12 protein-coding genes and 4 pseudogenes are annotated in these 17263 nt (G+C 57.9%); 7 read left to right on the top strand and 9 right to left on the bottom strand.

Annotated elements, in window-relative coordinates; all coding sequences use genetic code 11:
• Positions 1-4 precede the first annotated feature (4 nt).
• The 4 genes and pseudogenes from HW450_RS13115 to HW450_RS12130 form a co-directional block, all read left to right on the top strand.
• Positions 5-600, top strand: a pseudogene (locus HW450_RS13115) (transposase); the annotation flags it as partial.
• A 56-nt stretch (positions 601-656) separates the two neighbouring features.
• Positions 657-944 (top strand): transposase, encoded by a 288-nt coding sequence (locus HW450_RS12140; RefSeq protein ID WP_182384945.1) that lies wholly within the window; start codon positions 657-659, stop codon positions 942-944.
• A 14-nt stretch (positions 945-958) separates the two neighbouring features.
• Positions 959-1882: pseudogene (locus HW450_RS12135) on the top strand (IS3 family transposase); the annotation flags it as partial.
• A gap of 45 nt (positions 1883-1927) precedes the next feature.
• Positions 1928-2668 (top strand): annotated as a pseudogene (locus HW450_RS12130) (IS256 family transposase); the annotation flags it as partial.
• Between the two features lie 306 nt (positions 2669-2974).
• Here HW450_RS12130 and HW450_RS12125 read toward each other — a convergent pair.
• Both HW450_RS12125 and HW450_RS12120 read right to left on the bottom strand, forming a co-directional pair.
• Positions 2975-3931, bottom strand: a complete 957-nt coding sequence (locus HW450_RS12125) for an amidohydrolase family protein (protein WP_182385867.1) — start codon at positions 3929-3931, stop codon at positions 2975-2977.
• A 3-nt stretch (positions 3932-3934) separates the two neighbouring features.
• Positions 3935-5371, bottom strand: coding sequence for an MFS transporter (locus HW450_RS12120; protein ID WP_182385866.1), 1437 nt, complete (start codon positions 5369-5371; stop codon positions 3935-3937).
• Positions 5372-5470: 99 nt separating this feature from the next.
• On the opposite strand from HW450_RS12120, the gene HW450_RS12115 reads away from it, so the two are divergent.
• Positions 5471-6358: an Lrp/AsnC family transcriptional regulator gene (locus tag HW450_RS12115; RefSeq protein ID WP_182385865.1), complete on the top strand. Its 888-nt coding sequence runs from the start codon at positions 5471-5473 to the stop codon at positions 6356-6358.
• A 110-nt stretch (positions 6359-6468) separates the two neighbouring features.
• Here the strand turns inward: HW450_RS12115 and HW450_RS12110 are convergent.
• Positions 6469-7528: pseudogene (locus HW450_RS12110) on the bottom strand (IS1/IS1595 family N-terminal zinc-binding domain-containing protein).
• Between the two features lie 155 nt (positions 7529-7683).
• Between HW450_RS12110 and HW450_RS12105 the strand changes: the two are divergent.
• A complete protein-coding gene (locus tag HW450_RS12105) occupies positions 7684-7860 on the top strand; it encodes a hypothetical protein (RefSeq protein ID WP_182385864.1) in 177 nt (58 codons plus the stop codon).
• Between the two features lie 57 nt (positions 7861-7917).
• On the opposite strand, the gene HW450_RS12100 is transcribed toward HW450_RS12105, so the two are convergent.
• Positions 7918-8148: a PspC domain-containing protein gene (locus tag HW450_RS12100; RefSeq protein WP_182385863.1), complete on the bottom strand. Its 231-nt coding sequence runs from the start codon at positions 8146-8148 to the stop codon at positions 7918-7920.
• 99 nt (positions 8149-8247) lie between these two features.
• Positions 8248-8706 carry a MarR family winged helix-turn-helix transcriptional regulator gene (locus HW450_RS12095; protein WP_182385862.1) on the bottom strand — a complete coding sequence of 153 codons (459 nt, stop codon included), beginning with the start codon at positions 8704-8706 and terminating at the stop codon, positions 8248-8250.
• Positions 8707-8994: 288 nt separating this feature from the next.
• Between HW450_RS12095 and HW450_RS12090 the strand changes: the two genes are divergently transcribed.
• The gene (locus HW450_RS12090) at positions 8995-9522 is read left to right on the top strand and encodes a YceI family protein (protein WP_182385861.1); all 528 of its coding nucleotides are present in this window, start codon (positions 8995-8997) and stop codon (positions 9520-9522) included.
• Positions 9523-9555: 33 nt separating this feature from the next.
• Here HW450_RS12090 and HW450_RS12085 read toward each other — a convergent pair whose 3' ends face one another.
• The 4 genes from HW450_RS12085 to HW450_RS12070 all read right to left on the bottom strand — a co-directional run bounded on the left by HW450_RS12085 (position 9556) and on the right by HW450_RS12070 (position 17248).
• The gene (locus tag HW450_RS12085; RefSeq protein WP_182385860.1) at positions 9556-12159 is read right to left on the bottom strand and encodes an AAA family ATPase; all 2604 of its coding nucleotides are present in this window, start codon (positions 12157-12159) and stop codon (positions 9556-9558) included.
• Between the two features lie 6 nt (positions 12160-12165).
• Positions 12166-13287: a metallophosphoesterase family protein gene (locus HW450_RS12080; protein WP_182385859.1), complete on the bottom strand. Its 1122-nt coding sequence runs from the start codon at positions 13285-13287 to the stop codon at positions 12166-12168.
• A 67-nt stretch (positions 13288-13354) separates the two neighbouring features.
• Entirely contained in the window at positions 13355-14161 is an 807-nt protein-coding gene (locus HW450_RS12075; RefSeq protein ID WP_182385858.1) for an SWIM zinc finger family protein, read from the bottom strand.
• Positions 14162-17248 (bottom strand): DEAD/DEAH box helicase, encoded by a 3087-nt coding sequence (locus tag HW450_RS12070; RefSeq protein WP_182385857.1) that lies wholly within the window; start codon positions 17246-17248, stop codon positions 14162-14164.
• Positions 17249-17263 lie beyond the last annotated feature (15 nt).

Raw genomic sequence — 17263 nt, 5'->3', positions numbered from 1 at the left:
ACGTCTGACAAAGAAGCATAAGGATGCCGATCAGGTCCGTGCCGTATCTCAGCGGATCCTGGCGAGCCCTGAACTAGCGAAGATGATCGGTGAGCTTGCTGAAGCTGCTGATGGCGATATCAATGCGCTTGTTCGTGGCGTGCTGCAATCATCCATCAATAGTGGTTTAGCCGCTGAAATGGACGCCCACCTGGGATACAGCTCCGGTGACCGGGCAGGCAAGGCTGCAGCTGGGCAGAGCAATTCCCGCAACGGGTCGTATTCCACAACTGTCGATACTCATTACGGACCGATCGATATTGATGTTCCTCGTGATCGCGACGGCACCTTTATCCCTCGTATGGTGCCTAAAGGGGCCCGCAGGATCACGGAACCCTGGTGACATGATCGTCTCGTTGTATGCCGGTGGCATGACGGTCAGGGATATCCAGCACCACATCGCCACCTCATATGGGGTGGACATGTCGCATGAGACAATAAGCAACGTTACCGACAGTGTGTTGGAAGCGGTAATGCAATGATGGCACCGCAGGTTGGATGCGTTTTACCCGATCATGTTCCTTAGATGCCATCCGCATCAACGTCCGTGATGGTGGCAGGTGAGCTGTCATGATTCTTGTTGACGGTGAAACCCTCAACGACAAGGATGTGTGATTATGCCGAAGGCTTATCCAAAAGAATTTCAACAGCAGTGCGTGGATGCGGTTCTCGTGTTGGGCAAGACACGCGAGGAAGTCGCTGCCGAGTACGGGATCTCCTCCTCAGCTCTGGGCCGGTGGGTGGCCAAAGCCAAAGGCACCCAAGGCACCGGCCGCGGCTCTCACCTGCGCAAAGCAGACCCCAACTCCCAAGACCCAGCTGAAATGACCAAACGAATCCGGGAGCTGGAGCTTGAAAACGAGTTCTTAAAAAAAGTCAGCGCCTTCTTTGCCAAGGAGCAGTAGAAGACGACTTCTTCCGCGTCATCTACCACTTCGACAAAGAAGGCACGACCAAGCCCAGATACTCGGTCACCATGATGGCACGCGTCCTTAACGTCAGCAGAGCCGGCTACTACGCCTGGAAGAAACGCCACCACACCCCTGTGGCTGCATCTTCTCCCAGGGGGCGCAGGCTTGCCATCAGTGCCCGCGTCACAGAGCTTTTCACGACCAAGCACAAAGGGTTTGCCGGTGCTCGCACCATTTTTGCTGACCTGGTCGCTGAAGGTATTGACACCACGTTGTACGCGGTGCGCACCATCATGGCGCAGAACAATTTAGTCACGAAGTACCGACGCAAGAAGGTACGCACCACCATTGCGGATCCTGACGCTGACCTGCGCAAAGACTACCTGCGGCGGATGTTTTATCCCCCAGTGCCCACCACGGTCTTGTGCGGAGATATTACGTACCTGCGCACCCGTGAAGGCTGGATGTACCTGGCCACAGTCATGGATCTGGGCACCCGGATGGTGGTGGGCTGGTCGATGGCCGATTCCATGCGCTCGAAGCTTGTGGTGGATGCCTTGACCATGGCCCATGATCGAGGCTTCGTTGCTGGTGATGCGATATTCCACTCGGATAGAGGCAGTCAGTACACCTCAAAGGTGTTCGCTGACTGCGCCGAAGAACTCGACGTTCGCTTGTCTGTCGGCTCTGTTGGCGTGTGCTGGGACAATGCGGTGGCGGAATCCTTCTTTTCCACGCTGAAACTTCACCTGCTGCATGAGCGCAAACAATTCGATTCCAAGCAGCACGCCCGCCTAGAGACACTGTCGTGGATTGAGACGTATTACAACCGACAGCGCCGCCATAGTGCGACCGGCCTCATTCCCGCTGAGGCGATGGCCGATTTCCTGACCCCCAGCCCCGAATTACTCCCCGAGGCCCTTGCAGCCTAACCAAAACAAACGGGTCTAACCGTCAACAAAACTTGACACAGCCCAAGGGTCATTAACAAGGCAGCCCATATCGCGGTCGGTATTGACCTAAGTGGGGCTAACCATGTCCTTGGTATCTGGGTTGCTGCCAACGAAGGTGCATCCTTTTGGTCTGGTGTGTGCGCAGAGCTTGCTAACCGAGGGGTTTGAGGATGTGTTTATTGTTGCCTGTGACGGGCTTAAAGGCCTGCCAGAGGCGATCGAAGCGACCTGGCCTGGGTCCTTGGTGCAAACCTGCGTGGTGCACTTGATTCGTAATGCCAACAAGTACGTCGCCTACGGTGATCGCAAGGCGGTCAGTGCAGCGCTGCGACAGGTTTACACTGCTGTCAACGAGACCGAGGCACGTCAGGCACTGGATGCATTTGCTGACAGTGAGTTGGGTAGGAAGTACCCGCAATCGGTGCTGGTATGGGAACGTGCCTGGGACAGGTTTGTGCCGTTTTTACAGTTCACACCACAGGTCAAGGAAGATGGTGTACACCACTAACGCGATCGAATCGCTCAAGTAGTGAGTTGCGGAAAGCAACGCGTAACCGCATCCAGTTCCCGAATGATCAGGCTGCGGTGAAGGCGTTGTGGTTGACGATCTGCAACATCGAAGATAAACGAGCGATCAAACGAGCCAAGAAACCCAAAGCAGACGGATCAGGCCGCATGATCGAAGGTCGAACAACGGTCGGTTGGATGGAAGCACTCAACCAAATGATCGTCGCCTACCCAGACCGTTTCAACCAATACATCTAAAAACCAACCACCACACACAAACAACTTGACACGCCCACCGATTTATCGACGCGTAGGACTCCAAGAAAAAGTCCGTACACCCGGACCCTATATCGAAGAAGCCTCGGGCGCGTAATGTCGAGGTCTAGCATTCAGGCCAACACCAGCCACAGCGCCGAGAAAACTCGGGAAGGCCCCCCACAAATTCCATTTCCCGGGAAGTACGACCCGGATCTCGGGGCGCGACTCGCCTGAAACCTCGCAAATCAGCAAAATTTCCCCCAAGACCCGGGAAGTACTTCCCGGATTTCCCTAAAAAGCTACGCTCTACTTCCCAAACAGCCTCATGGCGTTGCCACGCAAGACGGCTTCGCGGTGTTCTTCGGAGAGGCTGGAATCACGCACGTAGGAGAACGCCCGGGTGTATTTGGAGTCTTGAAAGTACGGGAAGTCAGAGCCCGCCATGATTTGGGTTGGCCCGAATGTTTCTGCTGCTAGGCGGAGTGATGGTTCGTGGAAGTTGGCGGCGTCGAAGTAGAACTTGCTGAGGGTTTGCCGTGGTGAGCTGGGGAAGGCGTTCCAGTCGGTGTAGTTGTCTTCGATGCGCTGGGCGAGGAATGGGAGGTCGCCGCCGAGGTGTGCCACGTGGAAGTGGATGTTTGGGTATCGGGCTGGGATGTCGGCTTTCAGTAGGTGCAGGGTTGCGATGGCATCTTCGACTGGTGCTCCGTTTACCCATTCGAGTCGGTGTTCGAGCATCGGGGCAGAGCAGGCGCCTTGGCCGGTGGGGTGGATGTTGACTACAGCGTGTGCGTCGTTGAGGGCTTCCCAAATGGGGTCGAAGTCAGGGTTGTTGAGAGATCCGCCGCCTGGGAGGAGTGCTGGGAAACTGACGCCCAGGAAGGGTTCGGTGGCGATGCGTTCGATTTCGCGGAGGCTTGCCGCAACGTGTGGCAGTGGAAGTGCTGCGTAGAGCCAGAATCGGCCAGGATACTCGGTGTGGAGGCGCAGGTATTCTTCGTTGATGTCGCGGGCTAGTTTCTCCCCAGCTGCTGCATCTGGCACGATGGGCGATTGCGGGGTGACCGCCAGGAGCTGCACTTCAACTCCTGCGATGTCCATTCCTGCGATGCGGGCTTGAATGTCTTCTGGGGTGCTGTCTGCACGGATACCGCGTGCGACGGCTGTTGCTGCTGGGTCGCCACCGGCAGCAACCAGTCGGTCGAGGTACCAGGCTGGGTACACGTGGGCGTGGGTATCGATTGCTGCGACGGAGTATGACATCCTTTACTTCTTTTCGTGTCGGGTTTCGGTGAGGAAGGCCGCTGCTGCTGCGATGAGTCCGGCGACAGCACCGGTGAGGAACACTGCTACGTTGGCATTCCAGGATGGTCCGGCGTGGCTAGCGTGCTCTACTGCCAGTAGTACACCCACCATGCCGACGAATGTGGAGCCGAGAGTCATACCAATGGAGCGCAGCAGTGCGTTGAGGCCGTTGGCACTTGCGGTGTCCGCGCGGTCCACGTGGTGCACCACGATCATGGGCAGCGCGGAGTAGCCGAGGGAGATGCCGACGGTGAGGAAGGTGGCCCAGAAGATGACCATGCCCACGTTGGGGCTCATCCCCCAGCGCAGCAGGTAGCCGGTGGCGACGATCAGGGAGCCGAGAACGAGTAGGACACGGGGGCTGAAGCGTTCTGCGATGCGGGCGGACACAGGAGCCATTAGTCCGGAGATGATCGCGGATGGCAGCATGGCCAGACCGGCGGCCTGTGGCCCCAGTTCGAAGCCGTGCTCGACGCGCAGGTTCTGCAGCTGCACGGTGGTGACCAGCAGGTTCATGAACATGGTGAAGCCGAGCAGGAGTGCCGCGACGTTAACCATGAAGATGGGTCGTTCGAATGCCGTGCGCATGGACATCAGTGGGTGCTCGGTGCGGCTTTGCAGCAAGGTCCACAGTCCCAGAACCGCTAGGCCGATGAGGATCAGGCTGATGGTCAGTGGTGAGGCGAATCCCCATTCTCCGGCCTTGGACATGCCGACCAAGAACGTCGTCAAGCCAATGGAAAGGACGACCGCGCCGCGTAGGTCGAAGCTGCCGCCGTGGACGGTGCGTTCTTCTGGTTCGATGGCGCGCACAATCGCGACAATGGCGAGTGCGGTCATGATTGCGGAAAGCCAGAAGATTGACTGCCAGCCAGCGAGTTTCATGATCACGCCGCCCAGCGGGATGCCCAGGCCACCGCCGATGCCGAGCATCGCGGAGATCAGCGCGAGAGCCGGACGCAGGCGCTCGTGTGGCACATGGTCACGCATCAGGGCCATGGTCACCGGGATGATTGCGGTGCCAATACCCTGCAGGCTGCGTCCGACAATGATTCCCACAATCCCGCCGAACGGGGCGATGAGGGAACCGACCAACACCAGCGCCAGGGACACCAAAATGATTCGGCGCTTGCCCACCATGTCTGCCAAACGCGACAGGATCGGGGTGGCAATCGCACCGGTGAGCAGCGTCGCGGTGACGATCCACGCGGCCATCGAGGCCGTGGTGTCGAACAGTTGTGGGAATCGTGGGGTGAGGGGCACTACCAGCGTCTGCAGGAGCGTCACGACGAGTGCCGCGTACGCGCCGGCCATCTCCGCGCGGGTCATTCCAGCGCGCTTCGGGGTGGGCTCTATCACTGCGGGGCGTTGCTCAGTCATTTCTTTTGGGTTGGTCATAGAGAGCATTACACTAGGACATATCCAGCAATATCCACCTCTATGCAACATGTAGTCAAAGTAACCGCGAAGTATTCAATAAATCGACATTTGATCCTCATGACATCCTCACCTATTGACAACGCCGATCGCACGCTTATCGACGCCATCAATCTCTCCCCCACTGCGAGCTTCCGCGAGCTCTCAAAACAGACAGGCCTCGCCGAGCGTACTGTCGCCAGACGCTATCAACGCTTGCACCGCATGGGCATCATTCGTGTTTTCGGCCGCACCCTCCCCGGGTTTGGAGGAACCGTAGCATGGATGATCCGCGCCCAGGTCCGTGCCGGACACGCCCAGGCAGTGGGACGCGAACTCGCGAGCATCCCCCGTACCCGCTGGGTTCGCGTCACGATGGCCCATGATGAGGTCACGTTCGGCCTGATCTCGTCGCCGGCCGGTCAAGACAGCGTCATCCAGGCGCTACAAAAGGATCCGCGGGTGGGCACCGTCACCGTCGTCCAGCTGCTACAAACTTGGGGTGCGCAGGGGCAAACAAACCCGCTTAATCTTGCAAGCGAGGTGGACGAGCTTGATCGCCGAATTTTGGAAGAGCTAGCCGCCGACGGCCGTCGCCCACACCGCGACGTAGCTACCTCCTTAAATATTGATCCTGCGACGGTGTCACGCCGAGTCCAGCGTATGCGCGATGAAAAGATTCTCTTCTTTGAAGTTGAGATGAATCTGGAGGCCCACCGCCTAGAGTCCTCTGTGTTGGTGTGGCTCACGATGGCCCCCGGGCAGATTCGCGAGTTGGCTACAGCGCTCAGCAGCTTGCCGGAGGTGCGGTTTGTCGCTGCCACCTCGGGCCCTACTTCCCTGGTGGTTTCCCTGTCTGCGCCCGTCATGTCGCAGGTGTTGGACTTTGTGGACATTACACTTGCCAGGTTTGGTGTGTCGGGGGTTGAAATCCAGGCATTCGAGCCGGCTGTCAAAACATCTCGGTAATCCGCCGTGACATCCGACGAATCTCTTCATCTGGCAGCAGCAACGGGGTGAGTGACGCCATATCTAACCAACGCAACCTTGTGTGTTAAGGGACATTTCGTGTGGATTTTTCATCTGCCGACCCAGCCTTTTCTTACTCCTATGCTGGGGTTCCATACGGCGTCGATGCCTGTGTCGTATGTGGCGGGTCGTCCATCTAGGTGGCCGCGTCTGTGGAGTTCTTCTTTCGCCCAAGCAGTGCGTGCGGATTGTTCTCCAACTCGTCCGAAGTCTTGTTGCTGGGCTAGCTCTAGTGGTGGTGTTGGTTGTTCTGTATGGATGTAGAGCCACCAGTCCATGGCGATGCGTTGGTGCTCGTCAAACATTGACGCGATGGTTGCCTGCCAGGTCTTTGAGCTGCTTGTTGATTCCTCCTTCTAGAACATTGGTTGTGGCCTTTAGGTCCGTGGTCACGCCGTTGGGTGGGGCAAGGTAGACGAATAGTTCACCACTGGCGGCAAGCTTTTCTAGACGGCACAGGGCGCGACGTGCACTGCGGTGGGTGTACCTGGGTGAGCATGTAACCCAAACGCCGAATGGCTTTGTGAGCTGGGTATATGGGGTTGCGACTGATGCTGGTGAACGTATTGCGCTGAACGTGGACGAGGCAGCGTTGAATCTGCACGTTCTTCCATGTCGTATGGATGGCTTTGAGTGCGCCGCCGGAGCCGTCAGTGGTCACGACGAGCGGTTCGGCAATTTTGTCGAGGAGTTTGAGGTACTCGTAGGAGCTTTCCCTCAAGCACCAATGCCAGGCAATAACGTGGTCTTTCGTGCAGGCTACAGCAGGCACTTCTTGTGGAAGTAGGTGCCGTCGATAAAGACCTGGACATAGACCCGATAGGGGTCGGTATAGGTGGGGACGGTAATAAACCACATCAAGCGAAACCACCGGGTGAGTGTGCGGTGGCTAATCCCGAGCCGATTGGCAAGATGGTCTGCTGATTCACCGGACAAAATCCAGTCGAGGAACATGGCGAAGTGGCGTTTTTCCTGCACGATGGGGCGTGTGTTGATCGACGAGGCTTTACAGGCTGGGCATATCCAGCGTTGAGTGCCAGCGGCAGTCTTCCCGTTTTTTACGAGGCCGTGTCCGCACAACGCGCAGAAAGGCCGGTTCTTTTTTGCCATGTATTTGGCCTAGCACCGCAGCGAACTGCCTCTACCACAACCCTGTCCCAAATCCGTGAAGATTCAGTCGAGCCCTGTTTTGGAAGCCGTGGAAAACGAAAATCGGCGAAATCCCCAGTGTGACACGGGAAACCGGATAAATTTATCCACACGAAATGTCCCTTAAGCCAACCTTGTGGGTTACCCTCCTACTGGACCACATGGAACACGGTGGCGTCGATGAGGACCCAACGGTTAGGGCGTCACTATCTACCCGGATTACGCAGCCCCAACAGGGCTTTACTGTCCTCTACAAACGCCGCCACGACTACTCATTGTTTTTCGTCGCCTAAAGTAGACGAACCAAAATGCCGACACCCTCTTCAGGGTGCCGGCGAAGCAAGACTCGGTTAGGTGTTCCACATCAGCACCACCGCCGCGATGTAAATGACGACGGGGATTCCTGTGAACAGGGACGCGACCACCGCGAGGACGCGTAGCAGGTTGGGGTCAACGTCGTAGGTTTCACCGATGCCACCGAGGACACCGAACAACACAGAATTGGTCTTGCTGCGGTGCATTTTGCGGTTCAGCAGCGGGATAGTTCCGTCGAGCTTGGAGTAGTCGTGTGGGGTGGTCATTGTGGGTTCCTTTCTTGTACTTGCCGGTCACTTCTCACTATTGCAGCGTGAGTGAAAAAGCACATCGGGTAAAACCCTGATTTTCACCCTGATATGGCATTATCCCAGTTCAGTGGCCACAAGATTACCGAAGAAACGCTCAAGAACCACAGCATCTTCATCAGTGAGGTGATCGAAGACCAAACGTCGCACAGATTCCACGTGCCCTGGCGCAGCTGCTTCGAGGCGCGACATCCCTTCCTTGGTGAGCACCACGAGCACACCGCGTGCATCGTCTTCGCACTTTTGCTTCACGACGAGCCCGCGTCGCTCCATCCGGGTGATTTGGTGGGACGCACGGCTCCGATCCCATTCCAGGCTTTGACACAGGTCACGCAGGCGCAGCGACTGATCCTCCGCTTCAGACAGGGAGACGAGGACCGCGAACTCGCTGGCCCCGAGGCCGGAATCCTGCTGGAGAGTTTCTTCCATTCCGCGTTCGAGGTGGCGGATCCCCCCTAGAAGGAGACGCCACAGCTTTTGTTCGTCGTCGTTGAGCCAGCCTGAGCCCTTTGTCATTTACGTCACTTAACCTTCATTTTGTGTGCGGGGCAAGGAACGCTCCACAAATTAATAAAACACGATCCCGACAAGATGCTTATAACCATAGGCGATATCGGGCCGGTATCCAAACCTTCATACGTCGCCAAGATCACTTTGTCCCAGCCTTCAAAAATAGGCCACAAGCTGCACGTTGTGCGCAAAAAATATTTGTTGTTGACACGTCTACAAGATAGCAGTACTATGTGACTACGGACGGACAGTCCATTAGAAAATGTGGAACCCAACTTTAAGGAGAGCTTTTCAATGTCTGACTTCAACGGCACCTACACCCTCGACCCAGCCCACTCCCGCATCGGCTTCTGGCTCCGCCACGCCATGGTTACCAAGGTCCGCGGTGAGTTCACCGAATTCGACTCTTCCCTTAGCTACGGCGAGAAAAATGCAGCCTCCGCAGTCATTAAGGTGGCCTCCATCAACACCAGCAACGATGACCGCGATAACCACCTGCGCAGCGACGACTTCTTCGCTGTCGAGACCTACCCAGAGATCACCTTCACCGCCACCGAGTTCAACATCAATGGCAACGCAGGCACCGTTACCGGCGACCTGACTATCAAGGGCATCACGAAGCCGGTCACCCTCGACGTCGAGATCTCCGGCACCGCCGTCGACCCCGACGGCCAGACCCGCCTTGGCTTCGAGGCCACTACCCTGCTCAACCGCACAGACTTCGGTATTGACTTCAACGCTCCGCTGAACACCGGTGGCGTGCTTATCTCCGAGGACATCCACATCGAGATCGAAGGCTCCGCCATCCGCCAGGACGCCTAAAACGCCCTTCCTTAGCTACGGGCTGGCCAGCTATCACGGCCGGCCCATTTTTAGATCCTCCATCCTGAATGACGTCTTACCGGAGATTTTTTGATAACGCGACGGCATACAGGTGAGCACAAACACTTGGTGTTGGCTGCCCATCCGCGAGAACACGTAGTTCATCAGTTCCAAGCGAAGGTTGTCGGTGTTACCCAGCGCATCATCAACAAAGATCGGAACGCCCTCCTCGTCGGCCACCAAATCCGCGATAGCGAACCTAGCCAACAGTCCCAGCTGTTCTTGGGCTCCTCCGCTCAGATCAGACACCGAGACCACCGTCTCATCCACCACGCGCTGTTCGATCTGCAGCGAATCATTAAGGAAAAACTCCACTCCCATACCGAAAACGGTGCTGGCTAGGCCACTGAGCTTCTCTGCAAACGGTGCCGCGTAACGCTCCCGAGCAGCGTCTCGGTGTTTGATCAGTGTGCTTCGAAGCAGATTGACACTGTCTGCCTGAGCACGGACCCGCTCGTAGCGATACTGGGCGGCTTCCTTTACCTCTGAAGCCTTGATTAGTTGTTCAGCAACACCTTCCGCACGTTCCACTTCGCCGCCGTGCCACTGAAGTTTCAGCGAACTTTCTTTTTCTTCGTTACGCAGTGATGCCAGATTTTCCGCGGAGCTCGTGGCACGCCAGCTACACAGTTCCATGTCTGGCATGGTTTCGTTCAGCCGCTCCACCCGCTCTTGTGCTCTGTCACGATCATCCACAACCTGCGCAGTGCGTGTGGCTAGCTCCTCATCAGAGGCGCTGGCCCTCGCAGTGCCTAGTTGTTCTTCAGCCCGCTGTAACTGAGCAGTTGCGTCGTCGATACGCGCGGCGGACACCTTTAGGTCGGTCTGCACGCTGTCTGATTCCACCTCGCGCAACTCTGCGCTCGCTGCCGCGTGCTCGGATTCCACAGTGCGCAGCTCGGCTTCGAGCTCCTCTATCATGGTGGTTGCTTTTTCAACAGGAATCGGGTCTGGGTCGGGATCCGTTTGTTCAAGCTCTTTCACCTGCGCACGCAGCGTGGCAAGGTCTTTCTCGCCCAGGACCACGCTCAGCTCGCGGCGCGCTGCCTGCAGAGAGCGAAGGGTTTCCTCTTGCTCGTCAAAGGCAGATCGGAGGGTTTCTTCATCGGGAACACCAGCTTGGGCCAGGAGCGAGGCTAGGGCTTCCTTCGCAGCGGCTACCTCGGTCCGAGCGCTGTCGCCGGTACTCGGTGGGATGAACGTTGCCACCGTATCCCCGATGGTGATGTCGGTGCATTGCGTGAGATGGAAGTCTTTCGACTCTTTGCTTAACGCAATTTCCTCATCACCTATTGTCACCATGGTTCCTGGCGCACCGGTAAGACGCAGCGTGGCGGATTCGGCATGGAGTTTAGTTTCCGCGATGGTGACTGCGAGCCTGGCATCAGCTACTGCATGAAGCTGCTCCTTGGTGTGCAAAGTGGACGGCACCTGCTCTTGCAGCTCCCTGACTGTGCGTTCTCGTTGCTCAGCTTTGGTGATGAGCGCGGTGAGCGTGTCGAGTTTTTCTGCTGCCACTGCTGCGGCGTGACGGCTTCGCATGGTGCTGAGGGCTTTGCGGGCGTCGCTAAGGCGCGCCGTGATCGCTGCCAGGTTTTCTTTTGCGCGCTGCAGCTTCTCGGAGTGCTCGGCCTTCCTTTCAGTGAGCTTGGTGTGTTGCTCGGTGAGCTTGTCCAATAACTGTTTCTTGGTTTCGACTGCTGCTGCGAGTTCAGCGCGCTGCGCCACATCCTGGTCAGCTGTTTTCACCAGCAGATTGTGGTGGTTGAGGGTAGCTTGAGCGGTGTCGAGTTCCCGCTGTTGCCGCTCCGCCTGTGCTAGTTCTTCCCGAGCTTTCTCCGCGGTTGCTACGGCCTTGGGAATCTTGGTGCGTAGTTCTTCCAGAAGTCTCTTCTGATCCTCGACGATGCTGAGATTTCTTTCCAGCTCCGCGTTGCGTGCCTGAGCGTCTTGAAAGCTTTCCTCAGCGACGGCGAGTTTTTTAATGGCCGCGACAAGCTCGCCGGTTTCTTTCCCTTTCGCAGTGTAGAAACGCTGATATTCGGTTTCTACAGACTTCATAAAGTCAGTGTCGTCGATGATCTCTGTACTGCCCTCGGCTCGTTCCAAGGCAGCGCGCAACGAAGGGATTCCCGCTGCTGCGATAGCAGTGTCCACGTCTCCCTGCTTGACAAAGAGAGCTTCTGCCAGCGCAGAGTCCACATGCTCGTCCAAAAGGCTTGCCAGTTTATCTTCGGCAGCATCCCCAGTGAAAACTTCGCGTCGCGGCTGTTCAATAATCAGTTCTGCAGCAGCTTTACGTAAGTACTGCTTGCGGATACGGAAGGTCGTCTCTCCCACGGTGGCGCGCAGCTCAATAGTGACGGGGACGTCTTTGCCACTAGGTTGGAGAGCTCGGATGTTACGATTGGTGCTTCTATGGCGGAACTGTTGCACTATCGCAAGCGCCTCAACCACTGTCGATTTTCCAGCCTCATTGTCGCCTGAGATCACGATTACCCCATGTTCGGGGATGTCAGTGAGCCGAAAGTGCTCCAGTCCGCGGACGTTGGTGAGTTCGATGTCATGGATACGCATTGTTAGTTAAGCTCCCTTTGCCAGGCGGAACATGAGCCGAACCGCAGAGTCTGCTGCGGGATCAGAGCTGTCAATCAGTTCGTCGAGAGCGGCGCGTGCATAGCCAGCGATACTGAGCTCGGCGAGATCTTCCGGTTGCGGGGCCAGGACCAGATCCATGAGGCGTTCCCGGGGTTTGAGGGAGGCGAAGACCGGCTCGAGATCATCAAGCCCCTGCTCCAACCGTTGCATGGTCGGAACATCGAGAGTACCCCGAAGCCCATATTTGATGGCCGTACAGGGTTTATTGGGATAGTCCTTGAGGGTTCCAAGGAAGGCGTCCACATCGTCCGAGCTAAGCAGTTCCCAGTCCAGCGCGTCGAACGTCCATGTGCCGATCGGTATCTCCGAGACGTCAACACTGTTCTCAGTCGCGGTCACGACCAAGGCATTGCCGGAGTTTGATTCACCTCCGCCGGCGGTGGCATGGTCATGAAAATCAGTGACTTCGGGAGAACCCGAGAACCAGACACGCCCAGTTGTTCCGAGCGATTCCGTGGAGTGGGTATCTCCCAAGGCCACGTAGGTTAGGGTGCCGTCGTTAAGCGCGGTTTCGACACGCGCGAGGTCAATAAGGTCAGGTTTGATGTCTCCCCTGCTGGCCACCTGGCCGTGCCCGACTAAGATCCGTACGCCGTCATAGGGCGCGAGGGGCTCTATAGCCGCCGATACTAGATCTGTGGTCGCGCGTTTGCTGAGCAGCGGAGCCCCGACTATTTCCACGCCTGGAGCCACGGAAACTGGCTTGCTATCAGATAGAACGGTCACGCCCGCGATATCTGTGGTGGAGTAAAACACGCTGTCCGCGGTGAGCGGATCGTGGTTGCCGGGCAGGAGATACACCGGAACGGGCAGCTCCGACAGAGTATCCAAGGCGCGCGCCAGGGTGCGACGTTCCAGGGAATTTGCGTCAAACACGTCACCGGCTACGACGATAAAAGCACAGCCGTGCTCCAGTGCAGTCTGCCCTAGTTTCTTAATCGCGGCTAATCGAGCGGCGTCAAACCGCGCTTGGGCGTCATCATCCAGGAACCAGCGCGTCATTCCCAGTTGCCAGTCTGAGGTGTGCAAGAAAGTTATTTCAGTCATGTGTTAACTCTTAACATGCCCACCGGACACAGTTCTCATGTCATTCGAACATGCCTGGTCAGCACACCTATTGCAGCTTAGTGAGGAAGTCATAGAGATCCTCGATATCGCTGACTGCCCGCAGCTCATCTGCCGAAGTATAAGACACCGCTCGCATTGCCTTGTGCAAGGCGTCCATGTCGGAGTCGTCGAGGGCGGGCGCCACCTTGGGTGTGGGAAGCATCGGCAGCGGGTACCCCTCCCAGAAAGACTCGGGGGAAGCGTCGTCCCCGGCGCGTTTCTCGGACTGCGCGCGGGCCTCTTCCTGCATCGTCAGTTCCAGTTGCGCAAAATTCAGTCCGCGCAGCTCGAACAACAAACCGGGCGTTGCCGCCACCTTCTCCGCTAGGGTGTCCAGGACTGCCACGCCGTGCTTACAGCACAGCGTTCTATCCGGACAATCGCACAGCACTCGAATGTCACTCGGGGCGTCGGCAAGCAGTGCGTGCACCACGTCGGGGGTCAATCGCCCTTCGCGCGCCTGCGCGAGCAACCCTGGGGAGGAAAGCAACGTCTTGGAAACCTTCAGCAGGTCCTCTGAGCCCCGGCGCGGGAAGATGATGCCCACGTCAAAGGGTTCGTTTTGGGACCCCGCGACGCTAGCCACGATCCGGTCCCGCATCACGTTGAATGCCACCACGTTGCCGTTGCGCGCGTATGCCCGGCCACGAGAGATGCGGCCTTCGTCAGTGCTGGTGCGGTAGACGTCCCGAATGAGGGCTTGTTGGAGGGATTCGGAGTGGATCCGGCGTCGCTCGGGCGGCGGGGTGCTGACACGAGTTTTCTTGCCAAAGTTGGCGTAGATGACGTTATCTTCGCGCGCGCGGATGGACATCTAGGTCTCCCTCCCCCGATAGCTCATGAGCTGTGCCAAGTCTTCCGGCGACAGCTCGGTGATCCAGCCTTCGCCTTCGCCAACGATGGCGCTGGCGAGGTGCAGTTTTCCGTCCAGGATATCTTGGATGGATTCCTCCATGGTGCCCTGGGTGATCATCTTGTACACCCGCACGTCTTTGCGCTGTCCAATGCGGTAGGCGCGGTCAGTGGCTTGGTTTTCCACGGCGGGGTTCCACCACCGGTCCATGTGAACCACGACGTTCGCCGCGGTCAGGTTTAGGCCGGTACCGCCGGCTTTGAGGGAAAGAATCATGGCTGGTGGCCCGTCCGGGGACTGGAATTCAGCGACCATTTTGTCACGCCCGGCCTTTGACACCCCGCCGTGGAGAAAAGGAATGTCACGACTCATCCGCCCGGACAGATACGGCACCAGCATGTCACCGAACGCCTTGTACTGGGTGAAGATGAGCATCTTTTCGCCGCGCTCCGTGCAGCTTTTCACCAGTTCCATCAGTGCCTCGACTTTGCCGGAGCGGTGTTTTCCGCGCCGGGTGATGAGGGATCCGTCCTGCAGGTAGTGGGCGGGATGGTTACAGATTTGTTTGATCCGGGTGATGGTGGACAGCACGAGGCCTCGTTTTTGGATGCCTTCGGCCGCAGCGAGTTTTTCCTCAATGTCGTGCACGAGCGCGGTGTAGAGAGCAGCTTGTTCTGCTGTCATGTGGACAGTAATGATTTCCTCGTTTTTCTCGGGCAGATCGTCGATGACAGCGGGGTCGGTCTTGAGGCGACGCAGGATGAATGGTGCGGTGAGGTCGCGCAGCCGTTTCGCCATCTCCTCGTTGTCTTCGCGTTCGATGGCTTTGGCGAAGTGGTTACGGAAAAAGCTGGCCGATCCGAGCACGCCAGGGTTGCAAAAGTCGAGGATGGAACGCATTTCCGACAGCCGGTTTTCCACGGGCGTGCCGGTCAGCGCCACGCGGTGTGCGGAGGGAAGCGAGCGCACGCTTCTCGACGCCCTGGTCCCCGAATTCTTAATCGCTTGCGCTTCATCCAGCACCACTCGATCCCACTTCAGCTGGCCCAGGAGGCTAAAGTCGCGGCTTACGACTCCGTAGCTGGTGATCACCAAGTCTGCTGCTTGGGCTCGTGCTAGGAAGGCGTCCCCTGTGAGCCGGTTACTGCCATGGTGGGTGATGGTGACCAGAGAGGGAACGAATTTTGCGGCTTCTGCAGCCCAGTTTCCAACGACAGAGGTGGGGCACACAACCAAGGTGGGTCCCACCTCTGGGTTGTGCTGGCGCTCCACCGCGAGGAGGGAGAGCAGCTGCAGGGTTTTCCCCAAACCCATATCGTCGGCCAGCACAGCGCCGAGGCCGTTTTGGCTCATCCACCACAGCCAGTCCACGCCCCGGCGCTGGTATTCACGCAGCTCGGCATGGATCGTGTCGGGCAGCTCGACCCGCTTGGGGGCCGGGGTGTTGGTGCCGCCGAGCAGCGCAGACTGCCATCCGGTGGCGGTAAATTCGATCGGTGAACTTTCCGCAAGTCGCAGCGCGAGGTCGCGCAGCTGTGCGAGCGTTACCTGCGCGATCTCTTCCAGCCCCGCATTAAACTTTTCCAACAGCTGTTGCGCTTTTTCTTCCAGTTCCTCCGCGTTGGGGTCGCCGTTGGCGCGGGCGAGTTGGGCCTCCATCATGGCGGTTTCCATGCGCTTTTTGAGCGTTTTACGGGACCCTTGGCTGAGTTCTTCCACGTAGGCAGAGATTTTTCGCAAAGCACCACTATCGGCCAGTACCCACTGGCCACGCAGCTTGACCAGACCTGCTTTGGATTCAACGAGCTCGCGCATTTCAGCGTCGGAAAGCTCCAGGTCCCCGAGGCTCATTTTCCAGTCGTATTCCACTAACTGTTCCAGGCCGATGAGCGATTTCGTGGCCCCGAGTGGGGCGTCCCCTGGTTCGCGCAGGTCGAGGCGGAGTTTCGGTTCGTACACGGACCACGCTTTGGGGAGAAGGACGGTGAATCCGGCGTCGCGAAGTCGCGTCACATCGTTCGTGATGAATCCGACCATCTGCTCCGTGGTGAGGGAGACGTCCAGATCGCTTGACTCGGACATCGCCACTGGTTCTACTGCGGTACGCGCGTGGCTGCGACCCGCTTCGTCGGCAAGCACAGGCGCTATGGAGCTCAACTTCTCATAGTGCTTTTCCACATGTTTTCTCGTCGCGGGGTCTAGCTGGTGAAAACGCACTGGGCGGGGCGAATCGACACCGAGGCGCAGTTGCACCCGCACCATCCAGCCGCGATCATCAGCAGGCGTTTCCTCTTCCGCCGGCTCTTCCACGATCACCACCAGGGAGACGTCTTCACCAGCGATCGAGTCTTTCCACTTTTTCAACAGCGCCACCAGCTGCGGACTCCCCCGCCGGATCGGGGTAGATCCAAGCAACGCTCCGACGAATTCGTGCCACGGGTAGGGGCGTGGCAACTCATACAGTGGCTTGAGCAGCGCATTCGCGATCCAATGTGGCAGTTCATCGGCGATGTCCTCCATGACCCCCGAACCGCCGTTAGCCACGACCACCCCGGGGGCAGAAGCCGTCATTTCCGCGATCCACCCCAGCTCCCCGAGCCCCGTGGCCAACTGCCACTGTGGCCACCACTTGCTGTCATCCCAGCGCAGACGCAGCACCAGGCGCCCGGCGCGCACGAAGCGTTCCAGTCCAAGAAATGCGTGAATCAACCAGAGCAAATCAGGAGCGATCGCAGCTCTGCCAACTGTGGGAGTGGTAGGAGTTTCGAGGTCAAACACCGCCAGCTGCGATAACACGTCCACTGCTTGTTCTGGGGTGTAGGCGGCGGTGGGAATGTCCAGGGTCACTTCCCTACCCTTGGGGGTGCGCAATGTCGTGCGGCGCATATGCCGGAAGCTTTTCCCAGCGATGATGGCCATGACCTGCGGCGGAAGGTCCCCTTCGGAGAGGTTATCCGGGAGGACAATCCGGTGTCCTTCGACCTGCTCGATCCACAGATGGAGCCCGGACGTTTTGGTCCAAAAGCCGTGGAGCAGGTGCGAGGTCATACATTTGTTTGTACC

Origin of the sequence: Corynebacterium hindlerae, assembly GCF_014117265.1 — a bacterium.
In the GTDB taxonomy this organism is placed as follows: domain Bacteria; phylum Actinomycetota; class Actinomycetes; order Mycobacteriales; family Mycobacteriaceae; genus Corynebacterium; species Corynebacterium hindlerae.
This window is presented reverse-complemented; position numbering and strand designations above follow the sequence as displayed.

What these genes read in the sequence shown, in the direction of transcription:
- HW450_RS12140 (WP_182384945.1), top strand. Translation starts at nt 657, where the DNA reads ATGCCGAAGGCTTATCCAAAAGAATTTCAACAGCAGTGCGTGGATGCG.
- HW450_RS12125 (WP_182385867.1), bottom strand. Translation starts at nt 3,931, where the DNA reads ATGTCATACTCCGTCGCAGCAATCGATACCCACGCCCACGTGTACCCA.
- HW450_RS12120 (WP_182385866.1), bottom strand. Translation starts at nt 5,371, where the DNA reads ATGACCAACCCAAAAGAAATGACTGAGCAACGCCCCGCAGTGATAGAG.
- HW450_RS12115 (WP_182385865.1), top strand. Translation starts at nt 5,471, where the DNA reads ATGACATCCTCACCTATTGACAACGCCGATCGCACGCTTATCGACGCC.
- HW450_RS12105 (WP_182385864.1), top strand. Translation starts at nt 7,684, where the DNA reads ATGTCCCTTAAGCCAACCTTGTGGGTTACCCTCCTACTGGACCACATG.
- HW450_RS12100 (WP_182385863.1), bottom strand. Translation starts at nt 8,148, where the DNA reads ATGACCACCCCACACGACTACTCCAAGCTCGACGGAACTATCCCGCTG.
- HW450_RS12095 (WP_182385862.1), bottom strand. Translation starts at nt 8,706, where the DNA reads ATGACAAAGGGCTCAGGCTGGCTCAACGACGACGAACAAAAGCTGTGG.
- HW450_RS12090 (WP_182385861.1), top strand. Translation starts at nt 8,995, where the DNA reads ATGTCTGACTTCAACGGCACCTACACCCTCGACCCAGCCCACTCCCGC.
- HW450_RS12085 (WP_182385860.1), bottom strand. Translation starts at nt 12,159, where the DNA reads ATGCGTATCCATGACATCGAACTCACCAACGTCCGCGGACTGGAGCAC.
- HW450_RS12080 (WP_182385859.1), bottom strand. Translation starts at nt 13,287, where the DNA reads ATGACTGAAATAACTTTCTTGCACACCTCAGACTGGCAACTGGGAATG.
- HW450_RS12075 (WP_182385858.1), bottom strand. Translation starts at nt 14,161, where the DNA reads ATGTCCATCCGCGCGCGCGAAGATAACGTCATCTACGCCAACTTTGGC.
- HW450_RS12070 (WP_182385857.1), bottom strand. Translation starts at nt 17,248, where the DNA reads ATGACCTCGCACCTGCTCCACGGCTTTTGGACCAAAACGTCCGGGCTC.